Genomic DNA, 17,449 nt, shown 5'->3' on the forward strand with positions numbered 1-17,449 from the left:
CTTCGGTTCGAGCGGTGAGCGGACGGTCAGTCCTTCGGTCCACCGGCGACGTAGACGACCTGACCGGAAACAAAGCCTGCGCCTTCGCTGACAAAGAACGACGCGGTGTGCGCGATGTCCTCGGGCTGTCCGACGCGATTGACCGGAATCTGCGAAGCGGCAGCGGTCTTGAAGTCCTCGAAGCCGACGCCCATGCGCTCGGCCGTTGCGGCGGTCATCTCGGTTTCGATGAATCCGGGGGCAATAGCGTTCGCGGTCACGCCGAACTTGCCCAGCTCGAAGGCCAATGTCTTGGTGAAGCCCTGCATTCCGGCCTTCGCAGCGGAGTAGTTGACCTGTCCACGATTACCGAGAGCCGACGTGCTCGAGAGGTTCACGATGCGGCCGAACTTCGCTTCCACCATGTACTTCTGCACCGCACGCGACATGAGGAACGCTCCGCGCAGGTGGACGTTCATCACCGAATCCCACTCGGCAACACTCATCTTGAACAGAAGGTTGTCGCGAGTGATACCGGCATTGTTGATCAGCACGGTAGGTGCACCCAGTTCTGCGGCCACACGATCCACTGCTGCAGCAACCGAAGCCTCGTCGGAGACGTCAGCGCCGACGGCCAGCGCCTGTCCGCCTGCGGCCTTGATCGCGTCGACGGTTCCCGCACACGCCGCTTCGTCGAGGTCGAGCACGGCGACGGCAAAACCGTCTTCCGACAGTCGCTTCGCTACTGCCGCACCGATTCCGCGTGCTGCACCCGTAACAATTGCGGTTCTACGTTCCTGGCTCACTGGCCCTCCATACTTTCGTGATTCGACGGACACCGGACGATCTCGTCAGATCCCGGCCTGATCTGCAATTTCCCTGGCTTTGGCGACCAAGGCGTCAATACGTTCCACGGTGGGAGTTCCGCTCTCGGCGGCATTCTGCGGTTCGTCGCGGGCGCGACGCATCACGCCCTCGGCGATCACGGCAATCTTCCACAGTCCCAACGTGTGCCAGAACTTCAGCGCAGCAGGATCCCGTCCGGTGGCCTCGAGATAGATCCGGGAGATCTCCTCTCGCGAGGGGAATCCCGGGAGTGCCGATGCCGGGAAATCGCCGCCGGTATTCTCACCAGCCGCCGGCCAGTACGCCAACAAGCTTCCGACGTCCGCCAACGGATCACCGAGTGTGCACAGTTCCCAGTCGAGGGCCGCGACAACTTCGCCGTTGCTCGCCGAGGTGATCACATTGCGTAGGTGAAAGTCGCCGTGCACCAACGTGGTTTCAGTGTGATCCGGCTGGGCTGCAATCAGGCGTCGGGTGAGATCGTCGAGATCAGGGCATTCCCGCGTCTTCGACTGTTCCCATTGACCTCCCCAACGCTTCAACTGCCGTGCAGCGTAGGGCTTGTGGCTTGCCAGGTCGTCGAGACCGGCCTGCTCGAGGTCGACGGCGTGTATCTTCGCCAGCGTCTGAGCGAGCGAGATTCCGATTGCCCGGCGACGATCTTCCGACAACGCCTCCGCAAGAGGCATTCGGTCCACCACTTCGCCGTCCACGAATTCCATGAGGAGCAGCGGAACTTCGGTGACGGCAGGATCCTCGGTCAACCCGAATACTCGCGGCGAAGGCACGTCGGTGGATTCGAGAGCGCTCAGGATTCGAGCCTCACGCGCCACGTCGTGAGCCGAGGCCAGCAGATGCCCCAGCGGTGGGCGTCGTAGCACCCAGCGATTGCCGTCGTGATCGCGAACCAGGTACGTGAGATTCGATTGCCCCAAGCCGATTCGATCGAAGGACAACGGCCCGGAAAAGTCGATCCCCAGGCCTGCGATCCACCCGGTGACCGCTTCGGTATCGAGTCCCACTACTCCGACGCTAGCCACCGACGGACGCTCCCTGCCGGAACGGGAGTGCGTCACCCAACAACTGGCCACCGTCGATGGTCATGATCTCACCGGTGATCCACTGGGCTGCATCCGAAACCAGGAAGGCAATGGCAGCGGCCACGTCCTCGGGTTCACCGATGCGTCCGAGAGCAGTCGACGCGGACACCGCTTCTTCGTGTTCTTTCCACAGAGCTTCGGCGAGTTTGGTTCTCACCACTCCCGGCGCAACGGCGTTGACACGAATCTTCGGTGACAACTCGAGCGCCAACTGCTTGGTGATGTGGATCAGAGCAGCCTTCGACGCGTTGTACGTACCGATTCCCGCCTCGAACGCCATGCCGCCGATCGAAGCGGTGTTGACCACGGAACCACCGTGCTCGCCCATCCAGGCCCGCGCTGCGAGGCCGGTCCACAGGACTGGAGCCCACACGTTGACGTCGAAAGTCTTGGCGAAGCGCGAGTGATCCTGGTTGATGATCGGCCCGAACGACGGGTTGGTGCCCGCGTTGTTCACCAAGATGTCGAGACTGCCGAAACGCTCGATCGTCTGCTCGACGCACTTGCGTGCAGCATCCTCGTCCGTCGCGTGAGCGCCGACGCCGATCGCGTTGCCGTTCACCTGCGCGGCAGCCGCATCTGCGGATTCCTGTGAGCGCGAAGTCAGTACGACGTTTCCGCCCGCCGCCGCAATCGCCTGCGCGGTCGCGAGGCCGATGCCCCGCGATGCGCCTGTGACGATTGCCGTCTTACCGGTGAGATCCAGTCCTGCCATGTCAGTTCGCCTTGACTTCGCGGTACTTGCGCAGTTCCTGCTTGGCGATGGCGCGCTTGTGCACCTCGTCCGGGCCGTCGGCCAGGCGAAGGGTGCGCATGTGGGCGTAAGCCATCGCGAGCGGGAAGTCGTCGGTGACGCCGCCACCGCCGTGAACCTGGATGGCGCGGTCGATGATCTTGAGCGCGATGTTCGGTGCCGCAACCTTGATGGCTGCGATCTCGGTGCGCGCTTCCTTGTTGCCCACCGTGTCCATCATGTGTGCGGCCTTGAGCGTGAGGAGTCGAACCATCTCGATGTCGATACGAGCCTCGGCGATCCAGTCCTGGATATTCGCGTTGTCACTGACGGGCTTCCCGAAGGTGATGCGGGTGGATGCGCGCTTGCACATCAGTTCCAGTGCGCGCTCGGCCATTCCGATTGCACGCATGCAGTGGTGGATGCGGCCGGGGCCGAGGCGGGCCTGGCTGATCGCGAATCCTTCACCCTCACCGGCGAGAATGTCCTTGGCCGGGACGCGCACGTCCTCGAAAGTGATCTCGCCGTGTCCTTCGCGGTCCTGGTAGCCGAAAACCGGCAGGTTGCGCAGGATCGTGACGCCGGGAGCATCGATCGGCACGACCATCATCGACTGCTGACGGTGGGTGGCGGCATTGAAGTCGGTCTTACCCATGACGATCAGAACCTTGCAGTTCTGGTGCAAGGCGTTGGAAGCGAACCACTTACGGCCGTTCAGCACGTACTCGTCGCCGTCACGGTCCATACGGAGCTGGATGTTGGTGGCGTCGGAGCTGGCAACCTCGGGCTCGGTCATCGCGAAAGCGGAACGAATTTCGCCTTCGAGAAGCGGCTTGAGGTACTTCTCCTTGTGCTCGTCGGTGCCGAAGAGCGTGAGCACCTCCATGTTTCCCGTGTCCGGAGCGGCGCAGTTGGTGGCCTCGGAGGCCAGGTGGCTGCGGCCCATGATCTCCGCGAGCGGTGCGTATTCCAGGTTGGTCAGGCCGGGGCCCCATTCGGGATGGGGATGGAAGAGGTTCCACAGCCCGCGGGCCTTGGCTTCCTTCTTCAAGTCGTCGATGATCGGCGGCTGAAAGTGCGGGTTACCGGACTCACGCATCTGCTCTTCGTAGACCGCTTCGGCCGGGTAAACGTGCTTGTCCATGAAATCGAGCAGTTCGGCCTGGTACTTCTTGGTGCGATCCGAGAACTCAAACACTGACATGTGAACTCCTGACAGAGAGGGAAGGAAAATTGGGGGCTCGATGTTCGAGATGGCTGTTGACACCCTCGACGACATCCGGGCCGTGAAATGCGTTCAGCATCAGCGATTCCGCACGCCTGGCGGAATCGGTGAAGGTCGAGTGCGCGTCGGCACTCATCTGAGATTTGATGACGAAGAGGGACGTCGGCGAGCAGTTCGCCGCGATGTCCTCGGCGTAAGCAATCGCCGCATCCAGAACGTCACCGCCGGTGACCAGGTGGTCGATCAGACCGATGCGGTACGCCTCGTCGGCGTCCACCATCCGGCTGGAAAGCAGAAGATCGACTGCTCGACTGTGCCCGACCAAGCGGGGCAACATCCAGGAGATGCCGTACTCCGCGATCAGGCCTCGACGCGCGAACGCGGTAGTGAATCGTGTTGCGCTCGAACCGAAACGAACGTCGCAGTACAGAGCCTCGACCATTCCGAGCCCGGCAGCGACGCCGTTGACGGCGGCGATCAGCGGCTTGCGGATGGTGGTCGGGAAATGACGGTCTCGCGGCCGGACAAGATCACTTTCGGAGACTTCGCCGACGTTCTTCAAATTGCCGAGGTCAGCACCCGAGCAGAATCCTCGGCCGGAGCCGGTGACAACAATTGCTCGGACACTGGGATCTTCGTCTGCCACGGCCAGAAAGTCGTAGTACTGATCTTCGAGCTCGTTGGTCCACGCGTTGAGAACGCGGGGCCGATTGAATGTCAGAACCAGCACCGCTCCTCTCTGCTCGGAGAGGACGAGTTCCTCGGTCATCGTGTTCCCGCGAGGAGCGACGCCTGGTACCGGCGCATCCCGCGCAGCCAACGGTCGTAGTCGGCGCCCTTCTGCCGGTACATGTCCAGCACGTTCTTGTGCGGAAGGATGAGAAATTCTTCGGCATCCACTGCCGCAAGAACGATTTCGGCGCATTCGGCAGGCTCGAGAACGTTGCCTGCCGCAAGCACGGCTCCGGTTGCGGCCTTGCCGACCGGATCGCCGGAGTTCTCACCTTCGTAGAGAAGCTTGGTGTTGACGCCCATCGGGCACAGGCAACTGACGCGAACACCCTGATCTCCGTAGGTGATCGAGAGCCACTCGGCAAACGCGACCGCGGCATGTTTGGTCACCGAGTACGCGGCGGACCCGACCTGACTGAGCAAGCCGGCCGCAGAGGCCGTGCTGATGAAGTAGCCCTCCCCGCGCTCCGTCCAGCCGGGGACGAGGAGCCTGGCAGCGCGAATGTGGGCGCGAACGTTGACGTCGATCGTCGTGTCCCAGACGTCTTCACTGATGTCTAGGCCCATGCCACCGGTAACGCCGGCATTGGCGAAGTAGAGGTCGACCGGGCCGAATTCCTTTTCCGCCTGCGCGATCAGGCCCGCAATGACCGTCTCGTCGGAGACGTCGCCACCGGCAGACACGGCCGCTCCGGGACGCTCCGCGTTGATCGCCTCTGCTACTGCCGAAGCTGCTGCCCCGTCCAGGTCAGCCACTACGACGCGAGCACCCTCGGCAGCCAGTCGCTCGGCCAGTGCACCGCCGATTCCCCCGCCGCCACCGGTGACAATTGCTACCTTCTGGGCAACCTTCATGAGCGATTCCTCTCGCTTGCGTCATACCTACGCGCTGACAGTGATCCACGTCTCCCCTCATGTATAGTTGAATCCGGCGTCAGTTTCAACCGTCGAATCGCGACGGTCACCCGAACGGCCCGTTCCGTCCTCCTGAACTGCGAGTAAAGGGATAACGATGACTGAAAACCAATTGCCCGTCCGCCCGTCCACCTTCGCCGAGCTCGAGAAGCTCATCGGCCAGGAACTTGGCCCGACGGAGTGGTACGACATCACCCAGGAGCGCATCAACGCGTTCGCCGAAGCCACAAACGATCATCAGTGGATTCATGTCGACCCGGAACGAGCCGCATCGAGCCCGCTCGGCAGCACGATCGCGCACGGACTCTTCAGCCTCTCACTGGGACCCCAGTTCTCCTACCAACTCATCCACTTCGACGGCTTCGCCCACAGCCTCAATTACGGCTACGACAAGGTTCGCTTCCCCGCTCCCGTTCCCGTGGGATCCCGGGTCCGGATGCGCGCAACCGTCGTGTCCGCGGAGCAGTTGCCCGGCGGAATCCAAGTGAAGATGAGCCAGGTGGTCGAGCGCGAGGGTTCCGACAAGCCCGTCGTGGTCGCCGAATCCGTCGCTCGCGTCGTCGAAAAGAGCTGAACCGAAAAGAGCTGAACCGAGACTGGGACGCCCGGCCGCTCGAACATCGATGCAGCCGGGGCGGCCCACCTCGTCAGAGACGGTCGGGGAACTTCAGAGCGTTCGCCCACAGATCGGTCACAGTGGCGACAATCTGATCGAACTCCGGTGAACGCCCGTCCACCTCACCCTCACGAAGGGTGAACAGACTGTAGGCGAGTCGACTCACCATGCCGGACAGAGCAATCGACGCCGTCATCGGATCCAGCGTCGTGTCCGCGATGCCGCGGGACTGCAGATCTGCAATCCCGCGGGCATTACGGCGTATGAACGCATTGGCACGCTCGCTGCGGAACTTCCGGAACTCCGGGTCGATGTGAGCTACCTGCTCCATGAGCCCCATCAACTTCGCATTGCGTTGATACGCGGCCAGATACGCTCGATTACTTGCCTCGAGCACGGCGTACGGATCGTCCGCGCTCGCAACGCGTCCCATGCCCGGGTGCATCATGTCGTCTCGCGCGACCTCGAGGACGGCGGCGAACACCTCTTCCTTGTTCGCGAAGTACGTGTAGAACGATCCCGTCGCGCAACCGGCTTCTTTTGCGATGTCGATCAAACGTGCATCGAGATAGCCACTGCGCTCGAAAACCTTACGGGCAGCAGCAACCAATGCCGCACGCGTGCGTGTCCCCCGCTCGGTGGTCGGTCGATCCCGGAGCAGCGCGGGCGGAGCCACCGGTAAGGCGGCAATTCGCGATTCGTCGTCGAGCACGGTGCGCTCCTCATCCTTCCGATCAACATCATTTTCGGGACAATCCCAGCAGACTCGATGTTGACGCCGGATTCAAGTGTACGCTCTGGTGAGACCCAGGACACACAATCGGTCGATTCCTCCCGAAAGGCAGAACCATGGTTAGCGTTCTCGACCCGGTGACCCGTCACGCGGAAGCCACTCCGGAAAATATTGCAATTCGCGGCACGGATAATCATTGGACATACCGACAGCTCCACGACGCGTCTCTGGCGTTTGCCGGCCGCATTCGCGACGAAGGGTTGAGCATCGGCGACCGGGTTCTGCTCGCGGCGCCGTCGGTGCCTGAATTCATCGTGGCGTACATGGGGATTCAGGCTGCAGGTTGTGTCGTGGTGCCCATCAACACGATGTCGGCGCAACCCGAAGTCGAGTACGTACTGGACGACGCCGAGATTTCGCTGGCGATCGCCTGGCACCAGCTCGGTCCCGCAGTTCAGGATGCAGGGAGTGCGCGCGGCGTCCCGGTGTGGACGCTCACCGAAGAATCGGCGAAGGCCGACCATCCACCGGCAACGGTGGTCGACCGCGACGCAGCGGACACCACGGCGATTCTCTACACCTCCGGTACCACCGGACGTCCGAAGGGCGCTCAGCTGACGGTCGGGAATCTGTTGTCTGCCGGTGAGATCGGCGCCGAGAGCAGCCGCGGAAATCCCTCGGACCGCACCGGTACCGGACTGCCGCTCTTTCACATCTTCGGCCAGGGTTCGGTCATGATGGCAACCTTCACCGGCGGCGGATCGCTGTCCCTGCTCGCCCGGTTCGACCCGGCCGCCATGCTCGATCTGGTGCGTCGGGACAAGCTCACCATCATGGCCGGCGTCCCCACCATGTGGAATGCCATGCTGCACGCCGCAGCCGACGTGGACAGCTCCGACTTCGAACAACTGCGGATCGCAATCTCCGGTGGCGCATCACTTCCCGGTGAAGTCGCTCGCGCCTTCGAAGCACGGTTCAACTGCACAATCCTCGAGGGCTACGGCCTGACCGAGACGAGCGCATTCGGAACTTTCAACAGCATCGACCGCGTCGCAAAGATCGGATACACCGGCCGCGCCGTACCGCGCACCGAGGTCGAGGTCCGTGATCACGACGGAAATGTCTGCCAGGCAGGCACAGTGGGCGAGGTATTCATCAAAGGACCGACGGTCATGAAGGGCTACTGGAAGCGCCCGGCCGACACGGCCGCCGTCCTGTCCGACGACGGATGGTTCCGCACCGGAGACCTCGGCGAGACCGACGCCGACGGTGACCTTCGCATCGTCGACCGCGTCAAGGACCTCATCATCCGCGGTGGATACAACGTCTATCCAGGCGAGGTCGAAGAGGTGCTCTACCAGCACCCCGACATCATCGAGGCCGCGGTGATCGGTATACCCGACGACTACTACGGCGAGGAGGTTGCGGCGGTGGTGGCCGTGCGCCCAGGCTCCGACCTCGAAGCAGATGACGTCACCTCGTGGGCTCGGGAACGTCTGTCCGCCTACAAGATTCCGCGGGTGGTCCAGTTCATCGACGCGCTCCCGAAGGGTTCGACGGGAAAGATCCTCAAGCGATCGATCGACCGCACTGAACTCCTCGCCCAGAAGCAGAACTGAAAACACAGGTGAACCCCGGCGAGATTTCGCCGGGGTTCACCTGTCCATGCGCTCAGAGTGCCCTGTCCATGCGCTCAGAGTGCGTCGAAGTACTCGATCTGCGGGGCGCCTGCGAGGAAGGGCGCCATCGCCTTTCCCGCGGCCTGGAAATGCTCGGACGATCCATGGGCCTTGATCGCAGCACCGTCTTGATACAGCTCCATGAACTTGTAGGAATTCGTATCCGTCTTCGAGCGGATCAGTTGATACAGAACCGTTCCGGGCTCTTCCGTGCGCACCTTCTCGGCAAGTTCGGCGACTACGGCTTCGAACTGTTCGCCGCTTCCGTCTTTGACGGTGATATCCGCGATGACAGCAATCATTCATTCCTCCAAAAGTGTTCCAGCAGTATTCGAGTGTTACCGAGAACCTACAGTTTCACTGCATGGGCAGTAGTCCGAACGTCGATTCCAACTGACTGCGAGTGCTTTCCGCATCGGTGTGGAGAATGCCGGCGATCCCCAATCGTGCCGCGCCGTCGAGGTTCTGTTGCAGGTCGTCGATCATCACGGCGCCTTCGGGCGCAACACCCAGCCGCTCACACGCGATGGTGTAGATCTGACGAGAGGGCTTACGAATCCCGACTTCCGAGGAGATCACCACTTCGTCGGCGAGGTCCTCGAGCACAAAACCCGCGTAGCAATCACGCCCGAAAGCATTGGACACGAGCGCAACAGGGTGACCCGCCGCCCGCACGTCCGCAATCAGTCGCACCATCTCCTCGTCTCGAATCAGCCCGGCTTGCATACGGTCGACCAATCCTTCGCTGTCCACGACGGCGCCGTGCGCTCGTAGCCGTTCCCCGAATCCTGCTTCGAAGGCCTCCTGGTCGATCTTTCCGGATTCGTGATCGGAGAGCAGTTTCTTCGAGACGTCGTCGCGGGAGAGCAGGGTCAACGGAAGTCGTGGGTCGCCGCCAAGCGAGGCCCCGAAATCTTCGAAGGCCCGCAGCACACTGGAGGTGAGAACTCCACCGAAATCGACGAGCACTGCCGTACGCGTGGGTGTCATTGCTCCATCAGACACCAAACATGAACCCGGCGTCAACATCAATTTCGGCGTAGCGAGAATTGCAATGTGTTGATCCACAACCGGTTGACGGTATCGAGCAGACCGTCGAAGGTCACTCCGGCGGCGCCGTCCTCGCCGCCGCGGGATACGAAGTACCCGAACGCAAGTCGACTGATCATCCCGGAGAGTGCCCGAGACGTCAGTAGCGGATCCAGATTCGCGTCCGCCAGTCCGGCCTTCTGCAGCTTCTCGATACTGCGCACGTTGCGTCGAACAAACGCGTCAGCACGCTCGATGCGGAGAACCCGGAACTCCGGATCGATGCTTGCTACCTGCTCGAGCAGTCCCATCAGCTTCGCGTTCCGTCGGTATGCCTCGAGGTACGCGCGGTTACTCGCCGCGATGACCTCAGCAGGATCCGCGCCTTTCGGAGTGTGCGGCATACCCGGATGCATCATGTCTTCGCGCGCCAACTCCATCACTGCCGCGAAGATCTCTTCCTTGCTCGCGAAGTAGGTGTAGAAAGTACCGGCCGAGCACTGCGCCTCCACAGTGATGTCGATCAGCCGCGAGTCCAGATAACCGGTCCGTTCGAAAACGGTGCGGGCCGCATCGATCAACGCTCGACGCGTACGCAAGCCACGCTGAGTGGAGGGGAGTTCCCGTGACACTGTCGACGAAGCATCTTCGGAGCCTGTGCGTGCTGCAGCCATGCTCCAGTTATACGTCAGACGCCCGCTACCGGTGACCGATAGCGGGCGTCTACTCGAAACCGAAAGAGTTACTTGGCGTACAGGTGCGCGCCCGGAATTGCGTTCGGATCGTCCCGAACTTCCTTCGGGTTGGTCTCTTTCAGCACCCAGGCACTGAAGAAGGTCACCAGACCCATGAGGGCTACGAACACGGCAACCCATGTAGTGGTCCCGGTCTTCGCGATGAGTGCCGTCATGATGAACGGAGTACCACCGCTGACCGTGATCGCCGCCAGCTGGTACGCCAACGATGCTGCCGAGTAACGCACGTTGGGCGCGAACAGCTCACCCATGTACGCAGCGATCGGCCCGTAGGTCATCGACTGGAACACGCTGCCGACTGTCACCGCGATGAAGAACAGCGGCAGGGACCTGGTGTTGATCAACCAGAAGTACGGGAATGCCCAGACCACGATCGCCGCGGCGCCGATCAGGATCATCGGACGACGACCGATCTTGTCGGACATCTTCCCGGACCACAGCACCACACCGACTGTCAGCAACGCACTCAGGAGCGAGATGATGAGCAGTGAGTTCCGCTTCAACCCCAGTTCGGTTGTGCCGTAGCTGAGCACGCCGGCGATGCTGATGTAGAACAGTGCATTGGTGGCGGCCAGAAGTCCGCAACCGAGCAGAATCTTGCGCCAGTGATCCTTGAGCGCCTGCGCCAGTGGAGCCTGAACGACGACGTCCTTTTGGTTCTTCTTGGCGTCTTCCTGCAACTCGAGGAATTCCGGTGTGTCCTCGACCTTCGTCTGGATGTACAGAACCACGGGGAAGAGCAGCGCGCTGGCGAAGAACGGAACCCGCCAACCCCAACTCAGGAATGCTTCGTTGGAAATGGTCGCGGTCGCGACGAGGAAGACCAGGTTGCCCAGCACTACACCGAACGAGACACCCATCTGACCGAAAGTGCCTGAGAATCCGCGCTTCTTGGGACTCGCTGATTCGGTGAGGAGAAGGACGATTCCGCCCCACTGGCCACCGCAGGCGAGACCTTGGATGAATCGCAGTGTCACCAGAAGAATCGGAGCGACGACGCCGATTGCCGACGCACTCGGGATCGCGCCGATCAGGAACGTCGCGACGGCCATCAGCAACAGGCAGGTGACGACAGCGGGCTTACGTCCGTACTTGTCGCCGAAGTGTCCGGCGACCAAACCGCCGATGGGGCGGGCAACGAAGCCGGCCCAGAACGTACTGAACGAGAGCAATGTGCCCATCAGTGCGGATGAATCGGGGAAGAACACATGCGGAAAGACCAGTGCCGCAGCCGTTCCGTACAAGAAGAAGTCGTACCACTCGATGGAACTGCCGAGCAGTCCCGCGCCTAGAAGTTTGCGGTGCGCCTTCTTCTTCTTCCGTTCCTGATCGGACAGGCCCCCTGCCTGCGTGCTCGAATCCACTGCCGATCTCGTCATGGGTTACTCCTCGATGGGTCGGACGCTCGTCGCGCCGGGAGTTGAGAAGCGGAACCGGGCCAGAAGTAGAAACTGACACCAACTTCAACTCTGTGGCGTTGCGATCAGTCTGCGATACAAAAAGAGTGATGTCAATCACTGAAATGCATTGCCGCATAGGGGACTAAATCCCCTACCGATGCTCGTCAGCCACCACGACGAATGGCCGGCTCACCTTGTCGGCGGCCGGCAATTCGTTTGTCAGGCAGATCTAGTTCGGTACCCGCAGTTCACGACGAAGAATCTTGCCGCTCACTGTTTTCGGGAGGTCATTCATGACCTCGACGATGCGTGGATACTTGTATGCTGCAAGCCTTTCCTTGCAGAACTCGACCAGATCCTCGGTGGTCGCCTCGGCACCGTCCTTGAAGGACACGAAGGCCTTCACGGTTTCGCCGCGATACGGATCCATGACACCGACGACAGCAGCCTCTCGTACGGCGGGGTGTTCGTAGAGAACATCTTCCACTTCGCGTGGCCACACTTTGAAGCCCGACGCATTTATCTGATCCTTCATCCGGTCGACGATGTAAAACCAACCGTCGCCGTCCATGAATCCGATGTCGCCGGTGTGAAAACGCCCGTCCGGCATGGCATGTGCGGTCTCGTCCGGCTTGTTCCAGTATCCGAGTGCAACCTGGGGACCGGAGACCACGATCTCGCCGTACTCCCCGACCTGTACCGGCTTGTCGTTCTCGTCCACCACCTCGGCGTACGTATTCGATACCGGTACGCCGACAGCAACGGCCCCCGACGCCGGATCTACCGGCGCTTCACGCGAATTCGGCACCACGATTGCCGGGCTGTTCGTCTCGGTCAGCCCGTAGCCGTTGTGAATGTAGTGACCGAACTTCGCCCGGAACGCTTCCAACGCCGCGTGCGGGATCGGCGCGCCACCTGAATACACCGACTCGAGAGAGCTCAAAGATTCCTTCGAGACTGCGGCGCTGTCCGTCCACGCGATGAATACCGTGATCGCTCCGATGATCGCGGTAGCCCGATGCTCCGAAATTGACTCCGCTGCAACGATGGGATGGAATCGGCAGGTCAGAATCGTGGGCGCGCCGGCTAGGAGTGGAGCCGCGACGTGCCCGATCAACCCGGTGATATGGAACAGTGGCGCCACCGCGAACATCGCGCCGCCGGGGCGCAACCCCAGCCAGTCCCGATAGATCTGCGCTGCGAACACGACATTTGAGTGCGTGTTCATCGACCCCTTCGGCGGGCCGGTTGTCCCTGACGTATAGGGAAGGTAGGCAAGGTCTTCCGGGGACAGATCGACCTTCTCGGGCTTCTGCCCTCGATGAGCCTCGATCAATTCCAGTAGATCCGGAAATCCATCGTGCCGAATCCTGGACGCCGAACCGAAGATCCGTTCATCGTCGCGCGACTGAAAATCCAGTTCCGACGTGGTGATCACCCGTCGCACTGCGGTGCCCTCGGACGCAGTCGCCACGGTCTCGGCCGAGGACTCGAGACAGATGACTGCCGCCGCTCCGCTGTCGGCCAGTACGGTGGACAGCTCACGGTCGCGGTACATCGGATTGACCGGAACGACGACGGCACCGAGCTTCCAGACCGCGACTGTCGCGATCACGAACTGCGGAACATTCTGCAGGACAAAGGAAACTCTGTCTGCGAACCCGATTCCATCCTTGGCGAGGGCTACGGCAAGCGCATCCGACATCTCGTCGAGCTCGGCAAAGCTGACGGTCCTGTCGAAGTACCTGATGATCGGGGCAGTGCGATCGCGCTCCAGCGAAGCACGGAACATCGCGAGGGCGTCGACGTGCTCGATGTCTACGTTCGGCGGAGTGTCGGCGTCGTAATTGGCGAGCCAGGGCTTGCTCTCGTACACGTTGGTCATATCTCAGCTCTCGAAGTACCGACGTGGGTTGTCCACCAGCATCGCCTTGACCTGGTCTTCGGTGACACCACGTTCGAGCAGCGCCGGAATGACATCATCGCTGATGTGGGTGTAGTTCCAGTTCGGAAGTGCCGCTTCTCTTGCAGCACTGGGGAAGTAGTCGATGAAACACGACGCGTCATGCGCCAGAACCATCTTCTCCGCGTAACCGCGACGGGCCATCTCCACCACGGTGTTGACACGATCCTCGAACGACAGGAACGGTTCGAGACCGAAACGGTCCATCCCCAGTAGCGAACCGGCATCGGCCAGCGCACACAAGTAGTCGAGATCGGTGGTGTCGCCGGAGTGACCGATGACCACCTTGGTCAGATCCGCACCCTCTTCGGCCAGAACCTTCTGCGCGACCAGCCCGGATTCAGTGTGCGGATTGGTGTGCACGGTGATCGGCACTCCCGTTTCCACCTGCGACTGTCCGACCGCGCGCATGACCCGCTCGACGCCGGGGGTAAGGCCCGGCTCCTCGATGGCGCACTTCAGGAAGGAGGCTCGGACACCGGTTCCGGCGATTCCTTCCCTGATGTCCTTGACGAACAGTTCGACCATCGGCTCGGGGCCGTCGAACAGCAATCCCGGTCCGGTGTAATGGAATTGGAAGGGAATGTCGTTGTAGGTGTAAATGCCGGTAGCAACGATGATGTTGAGATCGACCTGCTCGTTGATCCGGACGATGCGCGGAATGTACCGGCCGAGGCCGATCACCGTGGGATCGACGATCGTGCTGATTCCGCGGGACTTCACCTCGGTCAGCTTTGCCACCGCGTCCGCTACCCGTACTTCCTCGTCCCAGGGTTCGGGGTAGTCGGGGTAGTTCTGGCGCAACTCCTCACCCAGAACGAAGACATGCTCGTGCATCAACACCTTTCCCAGATCGGCTGTATCCACCGGCCCACGAACGGTTTGTACTGAACTCATCGATCGAACCCCTGACTGTGATCGCCATCACTAACATGAGACAATGAGCTAGTGTGTCTCACGTGGCCAGGTTCGTCAATAGGCTCGATCCCCCGAGGCTCACCATTTTTCAACGGCCGAAATTGTGCAGTACCGGACAACCGGAGAGAATGTCCCGATGCCTACCGACCTCGAACGCCGACGCGCGATCGACACCGCCGCGAGCATGTACCTCGCGGAGGAACCACTCGACATGTCACTGCTCGCCGAACGTCTCGGCGTAGGCCGCGCGACGCTGTACCGCTGGGTCGGCAACCGCGACGAACTGCTCGGAACAGTGCTGGCCGAGGCCACCGAACGGACATACCGAAAGGCGATGTCACAGGCGTCGGGGCAAGGTCCGGAGTACATTCTCGACGTCTTCGGCCGCGTTATGCGATCGGTGGAATCGTCGACAGAACTGCGCGCGCTGACCAAACGCGAACCGATGGTGTTCATCAAACTCGCGATGATGCCCGGCTCCATCGAATCGATCTCCGCCTCCATCACCGCCGAAATCTTGCAGTCCCAGGTCGACGCCGGCCAACTGACGATCACGCTCTCGCCGCAAGTGCTGGGCGAAGCCCTCGTTCGCATCTGCGACGTACACCTCTACGCCCCCCTGCTCGGCCGAGAAAAGGCCGAGATCGAGACGGCCCTCGACCTGATCGCACTGCTCCTCGGCGTCACCCGCAACTGACACGCTTCGACCGCGTGAACACTACGGCGACACACCGGCCACCCGAGTCCTCAGACGTCTGATGAGTTGTTACTCTTTCGGTACCCACCCGAGAGGCGAGCCGTGTCCGACGACCACACAGGATTCACACTTCGCAGTGGTCCGCTGGTACCGCAACTCGAACAGTTGCTGCGCGGGCGAATCATGCATGGAACGTGGGCGCCGTCCGAGCGCATACCGAGCGAGGCGGCCCTCGCCGTCGAACTCGGCGTCGGGCGTTCCTCGATTCGCGAGGCAATCCGCCTCCTCGCTCGCGACGGACTACTCGAAGTCCGACACGGCGTCGGAACCTTCGTGGCTGCCGCGTCCGAACTCGAACACGTCGACGAATTCACCAAACTTCTTCGACGCTCGAGGATCCTCGAGGTCTTCGAAGTCCGTCGCGCACTCGAGATCGAGGCCGCCAGACTGGCCGCGGAGCGGGTACAACCCGAGGACCTCGACGGCCTGCTGCGTCGACTGACCATGCGACACAGTCATTTCGAGGGTGATGTCGAGAAGTTCGTCGACGTCGACCTCGACTTCCACACCGAAGTCGTTCGACTGTCAGGAAACGCAGTTCTGCTCTCGCTTTTCACGTCGGTGCGTCCACTCCTTCGTGAATCCCTCGTCGAGATGATGGCCCACGAGGCCGGCGTCCCCGACACCTCACATGCCCATGATCAGTTGGTCGAGGCCCTTCAAGACGCCGACCCAGAAGCCGCGGTAGCGGCAACTCGAGCAAACATCGACACCGTCCTACGACGACTGCGTGTGCTCGACGCCTAAGAGAGGTTAGTTCTCGTGCAACACCCCACCGGCACAGTTCTGTCGACCGAACACGTGGATCTCGTCCGCGACGGCCGATACTTGTTGAAAGACATCAATATTTCGATCGAACCCGGACAACACTGGGTCCTCCTCGGCGCGAACGGCGCGGGCAAGAGCACGCTTCTGAGCCTGCTCGGAGCAACCGCCCACCCGACTCGCGGTTCCGTTTACGTCCTCGGCCACAAGTTGGGCCGCGTCGACATGAGGGAACTGCGGATGGACATCGGGCACGTGAACCCTCGTCACACGATCGGAATTCCGATCACCGTCCGCAACGTCGTGATCACCGGCCTCACCAACACCACCGAGGTGATGCCGCGCTGGTCACCGACGCCGGAGCAAGAGGCTCACGCCGACGCACTGATCGATCTACTCGGAATGAGTCCGCGTTCAGACGCGCTGTGGCCCAACTTGTCCCAAGGCGAACGGGGACGAGCCCTGATCGCCCGCGCACTCATGGTCGAACCGCGCCTGCTTCTGCTCGACGAACCGGCGACCGGGCTCGATCTTGCTGCACGCGAACAACTCTTGACGGCACTGGACGACCTCCGCAATCAGAACCCGTCACTTGCCAGCATCCTCGTGACGCACCACATCGAGGAGATCCCCAGCACCACCACACATGCTCTTCTGATCAAGGACGGCGTCGTGACCGCCAGCGGCCTCGCCGAGGATGTGATCACCACCCAGAACATCAGCGAGTGCTTCTCGCATCCCATCGAGATCGAGCGTCGTGGTGGTCGGTGGAATGCTCAGTCGCGGCCACGCGAAAGAGTGTGACCGACAGTAGTTTCAGAGACGTCTGGCGCCGGGTCCCTCCCGGCCCAGTTCGTCTCCAGGGTTGAGCAGGTTGCATGTTTTCAGTGACAGACACCCGCAGCCGATACAGCCCGTCAGTTCGTCCTGCATCCGGTTGATGGCCTGCTTGCGATCCTCGAGGCGTTGATTCCACTCCGTGGAAATCTTGCGCCAGTCCTTCTTCGTCGGAGTTCGCCCCTGCGGCAACGATCCGAATACTTCGGCAACTTCGGCCAGGGGTATCCCGAATCTGACTGCCAACTGGATCAGCGACACCCGCCGGATCGAATGCCGCGGGAACTTCCTCATATTTCCTGCCGTCCGCTCCGCAGGAACCAGACCGAGTGTTTCGTAGTAGCGCACAGCCGACACGGCGACGCCAGTGCGCTCCGATACCTCGCCGATCGAGAGAAGTTCGTCACTCTTACGGATCATTCTGCCTCCCAATGGCTGCGCGACATTGACCTGAAGCGCACTTGAGA

19 protein-coding genes are annotated in these 17,449 nt (G+C 61.6%); 5 read left to right on the forward strand and 14 right to left on the reverse strand.

Annotated elements, in window-relative coordinates; translation table 11 throughout:
* Window positions 1-26 precede the first annotated feature (26 nt).
* Genes fabG through M0639_RS26620 form a run of 6 tightly spaced genes read right to left on the reverse strand, consistent with a single transcriptional unit; the run spans window position 27 to window position 5,470 of the window.
* A complete protein-coding gene (gene fabG, locus M0639_RS26595) occupies window positions 27-785 on the reverse strand; it encodes a 3-oxoacyl-ACP reductase FabG (RefSeq protein WP_020909429.1) in 759 nt (252 codons plus the stop codon).
* A 45-nt stretch (window positions 786-830) separates the two neighbouring features.
* Complete coding sequence (locus M0639_RS26600) at window positions 831-1,865, reverse strand: phosphotransferase family protein (protein WP_030536037.1); 1,035 nt, start codon at window positions 1,863-1,865, stop codon at window positions 831-833.
* Window positions 1,858-2,640 (reverse strand): SDR family oxidoreductase, encoded by a 783-nt coding sequence (locus tag M0639_RS26605; RefSeq protein ID WP_007730827.1) that lies wholly within the window; start codon window positions 2,638-2,640, stop codon window positions 1,858-1,860. Before M0639_RS26605 ends, M0639_RS26600 begins: the two co-directional genes overlap by 8 nt.
* A gap of 1 nt (window position 2,641) precedes the next feature.
* Window positions 2,642-3,862 carry an acyl-CoA dehydrogenase family protein gene (locus M0639_RS26610; RefSeq protein ID WP_019745701.1) on the reverse strand — a complete coding sequence of 407 codons (1,221 nt, stop codon included), beginning with the start codon at window positions 3,860-3,862 and terminating at the stop codon, window positions 2,642-2,644.
* Entirely contained in the window at window positions 3,849-4,652 is an 804-nt protein-coding gene (locus M0639_RS26615; protein ID WP_042446294.1) for an enoyl-CoA hydratase-related protein, read from the reverse strand. Before M0639_RS26615 ends, M0639_RS26610 begins: the two co-directional genes overlap by 14 nt.
* On the reverse strand, window positions 4,649-5,470 hold the full coding sequence (locus M0639_RS26620) for an SDR family oxidoreductase (protein WP_003942864.1): 822 nt from the start codon (window positions 5,468-5,470) through the stop codon (window positions 4,649-4,651). Before M0639_RS26620 ends, M0639_RS26615 begins: the two co-directional genes overlap by 4 nt.
* A 157-nt stretch (window positions 5,471-5,627) precedes the next feature.
* Here M0639_RS26620 and M0639_RS26625 point away from each other — a divergent pair, with 157 nt between their 5' ends.
* Window positions 5,628-6,104 carry a MaoC family dehydratase gene (locus tag M0639_RS26625; protein WP_003942878.1) on the forward strand — a complete coding sequence of 159 codons (477 nt, stop codon included), beginning with the start codon at window positions 5,628-5,630 and terminating at the stop codon, window positions 6,102-6,104.
* A gap of 73 nt (window positions 6,105-6,177) precedes the next feature.
* On the opposite strand, the gene M0639_RS26630 is transcribed toward M0639_RS26625, so the two are convergent.
* Window positions 6,178-6,858 carry a TetR/AcrR family transcriptional regulator gene (locus tag M0639_RS26630; protein WP_007730821.1) on the reverse strand — a complete coding sequence of 227 codons (681 nt, stop codon included), beginning with the start codon at window positions 6,856-6,858 and terminating at the stop codon, window positions 6,178-6,180.
* A gap of 137 nt (window positions 6,859-6,995) precedes the next feature.
* On the opposite strand from M0639_RS26630, the gene M0639_RS26635 reads away from it, so the two are divergent.
* On the forward strand, window positions 6,996-8,498 hold the full coding sequence (locus tag M0639_RS26635; protein WP_003943099.1) for an AMP-binding protein: 1,503 nt from the start codon (window positions 6,996-6,998) through the stop codon (window positions 8,496-8,498).
* A gap of 74 nt (window positions 8,499-8,572) precedes the next feature.
* Here M0639_RS26635 and M0639_RS26640 read toward each other — a convergent pair whose 3' ends face one another.
* The 6 genes from M0639_RS26640 to M0639_RS26665 form a co-directional block, all read right to left on the reverse strand.
* Complete coding sequence (locus tag M0639_RS26640) at window positions 8,573-8,860, reverse strand: putative quinol monooxygenase (RefSeq protein WP_042446304.1); 288 nt, start codon at window positions 8,858-8,860, stop codon at window positions 8,573-8,575.
* A gap of 55 nt (window positions 8,861-8,915) precedes the next feature.
* Complete coding sequence (locus tag M0639_RS26645; RefSeq protein WP_064074992.1) at window positions 8,916-9,548, reverse strand: HAD family hydrolase; 633 nt, start codon at window positions 9,546-9,548, stop codon at window positions 8,916-8,918.
* Between the two features lie 38 nt (window positions 9,549-9,586).
* Window positions 9,587-10,261, reverse strand: a complete 675-nt coding sequence (locus tag M0639_RS26650) for a TetR/AcrR family transcriptional regulator (protein ID WP_054800570.1) — start codon at window positions 10,259-10,261, stop codon at window positions 9,587-9,589.
* Between the two features lie 68 nt (window positions 10,262-10,329).
* Window positions 10,330-11,721, reverse strand: a complete 1,392-nt coding sequence (locus M0639_RS26655; protein ID WP_064074993.1) for an MFS transporter — start codon at window positions 11,719-11,721, stop codon at window positions 10,330-10,332.
* A gap of 250 nt (window positions 11,722-11,971) precedes the next feature.
* On the reverse strand, window positions 11,972-13,627 hold the full coding sequence (locus M0639_RS26660; RefSeq protein ID WP_063315557.1) for an AMP-binding protein: 1,656 nt from the start codon (window positions 13,625-13,627) through the stop codon (window positions 11,972-11,974).
* Between the two features lie 3 nt (window positions 13,628-13,630).
* Window positions 13,631-14,602, reverse strand: a complete 972-nt coding sequence (locus M0639_RS26665) for a phosphotriesterase family protein (protein WP_030536044.1) — start codon at window positions 14,600-14,602, stop codon at window positions 13,631-13,633.
* Between the two features lie 157 nt (window positions 14,603-14,759).
* Between M0639_RS26665 and M0639_RS26670 the strand changes: the two genes are divergently transcribed.
* The 3 genes from M0639_RS26670 to M0639_RS26680 all read left to right on the forward strand — a co-directional run bounded on the left by M0639_RS26670 (window position 14,760) and on the right by M0639_RS26680 (window position 16,949).
* Window positions 14,760-15,320, forward strand: coding sequence for a TetR/AcrR family transcriptional regulator (locus M0639_RS26670; RefSeq protein ID WP_003943195.1), 561 nt, complete (start codon window positions 14,760-14,762; stop codon window positions 15,318-15,320).
* 102 nt (window positions 15,321-15,422) lie between these two features.
* Window positions 15,423-16,127: a FadR/GntR family transcriptional regulator gene (locus M0639_RS26675; RefSeq protein ID WP_064074994.1), complete on the forward strand. Its 705-nt coding sequence runs from the start codon at window positions 15,423-15,425 to the stop codon at window positions 16,125-16,127.
* 15 nt (window positions 16,128-16,142) lie between these two features.
* Entirely contained in the window at window positions 16,143-16,949 is an 807-nt protein-coding gene (locus tag M0639_RS26680; protein WP_003943111.1) for an ABC transporter ATP-binding protein, read from the forward strand.
* 12 nt (window positions 16,950-16,961) lie between these two features.
* Here the strand turns inward: M0639_RS26680 and soxR are convergent, their stop codons facing one another.
* Window positions 16,962-17,402: a redox-sensitive transcriptional activator SoxR gene (gene soxR / locus M0639_RS26685; protein ID WP_003943238.1), complete on the reverse strand. Its 441-nt coding sequence runs from the start codon at window positions 17,400-17,402 to the stop codon at window positions 16,962-16,964.
* Between the last annotated feature and the right edge of the window lie 47 nt (window positions 17,403-17,449).

The sequence above is a fragment of the Rhodococcus qingshengii JCM 15477 genome (genome assembly GCF_023221595.1).
Lineage (GTDB): Bacteria > Actinomycetota > Actinomycetes > Mycobacteriales > Mycobacteriaceae > Rhodococcus_F > Rhodococcus_F qingshengii.

Coding starts and splice junctions, on each gene's coding strand:
- M0639_RS26635 (WP_003943099.1), top strand. CDS start 6,996: ATGGTTAGCGTTCTCGACCCGGTGACCCGTCACGCGGAAGCCACTCCG.
- soxR (WP_003943238.1), bottom strand. CDS start 17,402: ATGATCCGTAAGAGTGACGAACTTCTCTCGATCGGCGAGGTATCGGAG.
- M0639_RS26625 (WP_003942878.1), top strand. CDS start 5,628: ATGACTGAAAACCAATTGCCCGTCCGCCCGTCCACCTTCGCCGAGCTC.
- M0639_RS26660 (WP_063315557.1), bottom strand. CDS start 13,627: ATGACCAACGTGTACGAGAGCAAGCCCTGGCTCGCCAATTACGACGCC.
- M0639_RS26605 (WP_007730827.1), bottom strand. CDS start 2,640: ATGGCAGGACTGGATCTCACCGGTAAGACGGCAATCGTCACAGGCGCA.
- M0639_RS26610 (WP_019745701.1), bottom strand. CDS start 3,862: ATGTCAGTGTTTGAGTTCTCGGATCGCACCAAGAAGTACCAGGCCGAA.
- M0639_RS26655 (WP_064074993.1), bottom strand. CDS start 11,721: ATGACGAGATCGGCAGTGGATTCGAGCACGCAGGCAGGGGGCCTGTCC.
- M0639_RS26620 (WP_003942864.1), bottom strand. CDS start 5,470: ATGAAGGTTGCCCAGAAGGTAGCAATTGTCACCGGTGGCGGCGGGGGA.
- M0639_RS26615 (WP_042446294.1), bottom strand. CDS start 4,652: ATGACCGAGGAACTCGTCCTCTCCGAGCAGAGAGGAGCGGTGCTGGTT.
- M0639_RS26665 (WP_030536044.1), bottom strand. CDS start 14,602: ATGAGTTCAGTACAAACCGTTCGTGGGCCGGTGGATACAGCCGATCTG.
- M0639_RS26645 (WP_064074992.1), bottom strand. CDS start 9,548: ATGACACCCACGCGTACGGCAGTGCTCGTCGATTTCGGTGGAGTTCTC.
- M0639_RS26650 (WP_054800570.1), bottom strand. CDS start 10,261: ATGGCTGCAGCACGCACAGGCTCCGAAGATGCTTCGTCGACAGTGTCA.
- M0639_RS26670 (WP_003943195.1), top strand. CDS start 14,760: ATGCCTACCGACCTCGAACGCCGACGCGCGATCGACACCGCCGCGAGC.
- M0639_RS26640 (WP_042446304.1), bottom strand. CDS start 8,860: ATGATTGCTGTCATCGCGGATATCACCGTCAAAGACGGAAGCGGCGAA.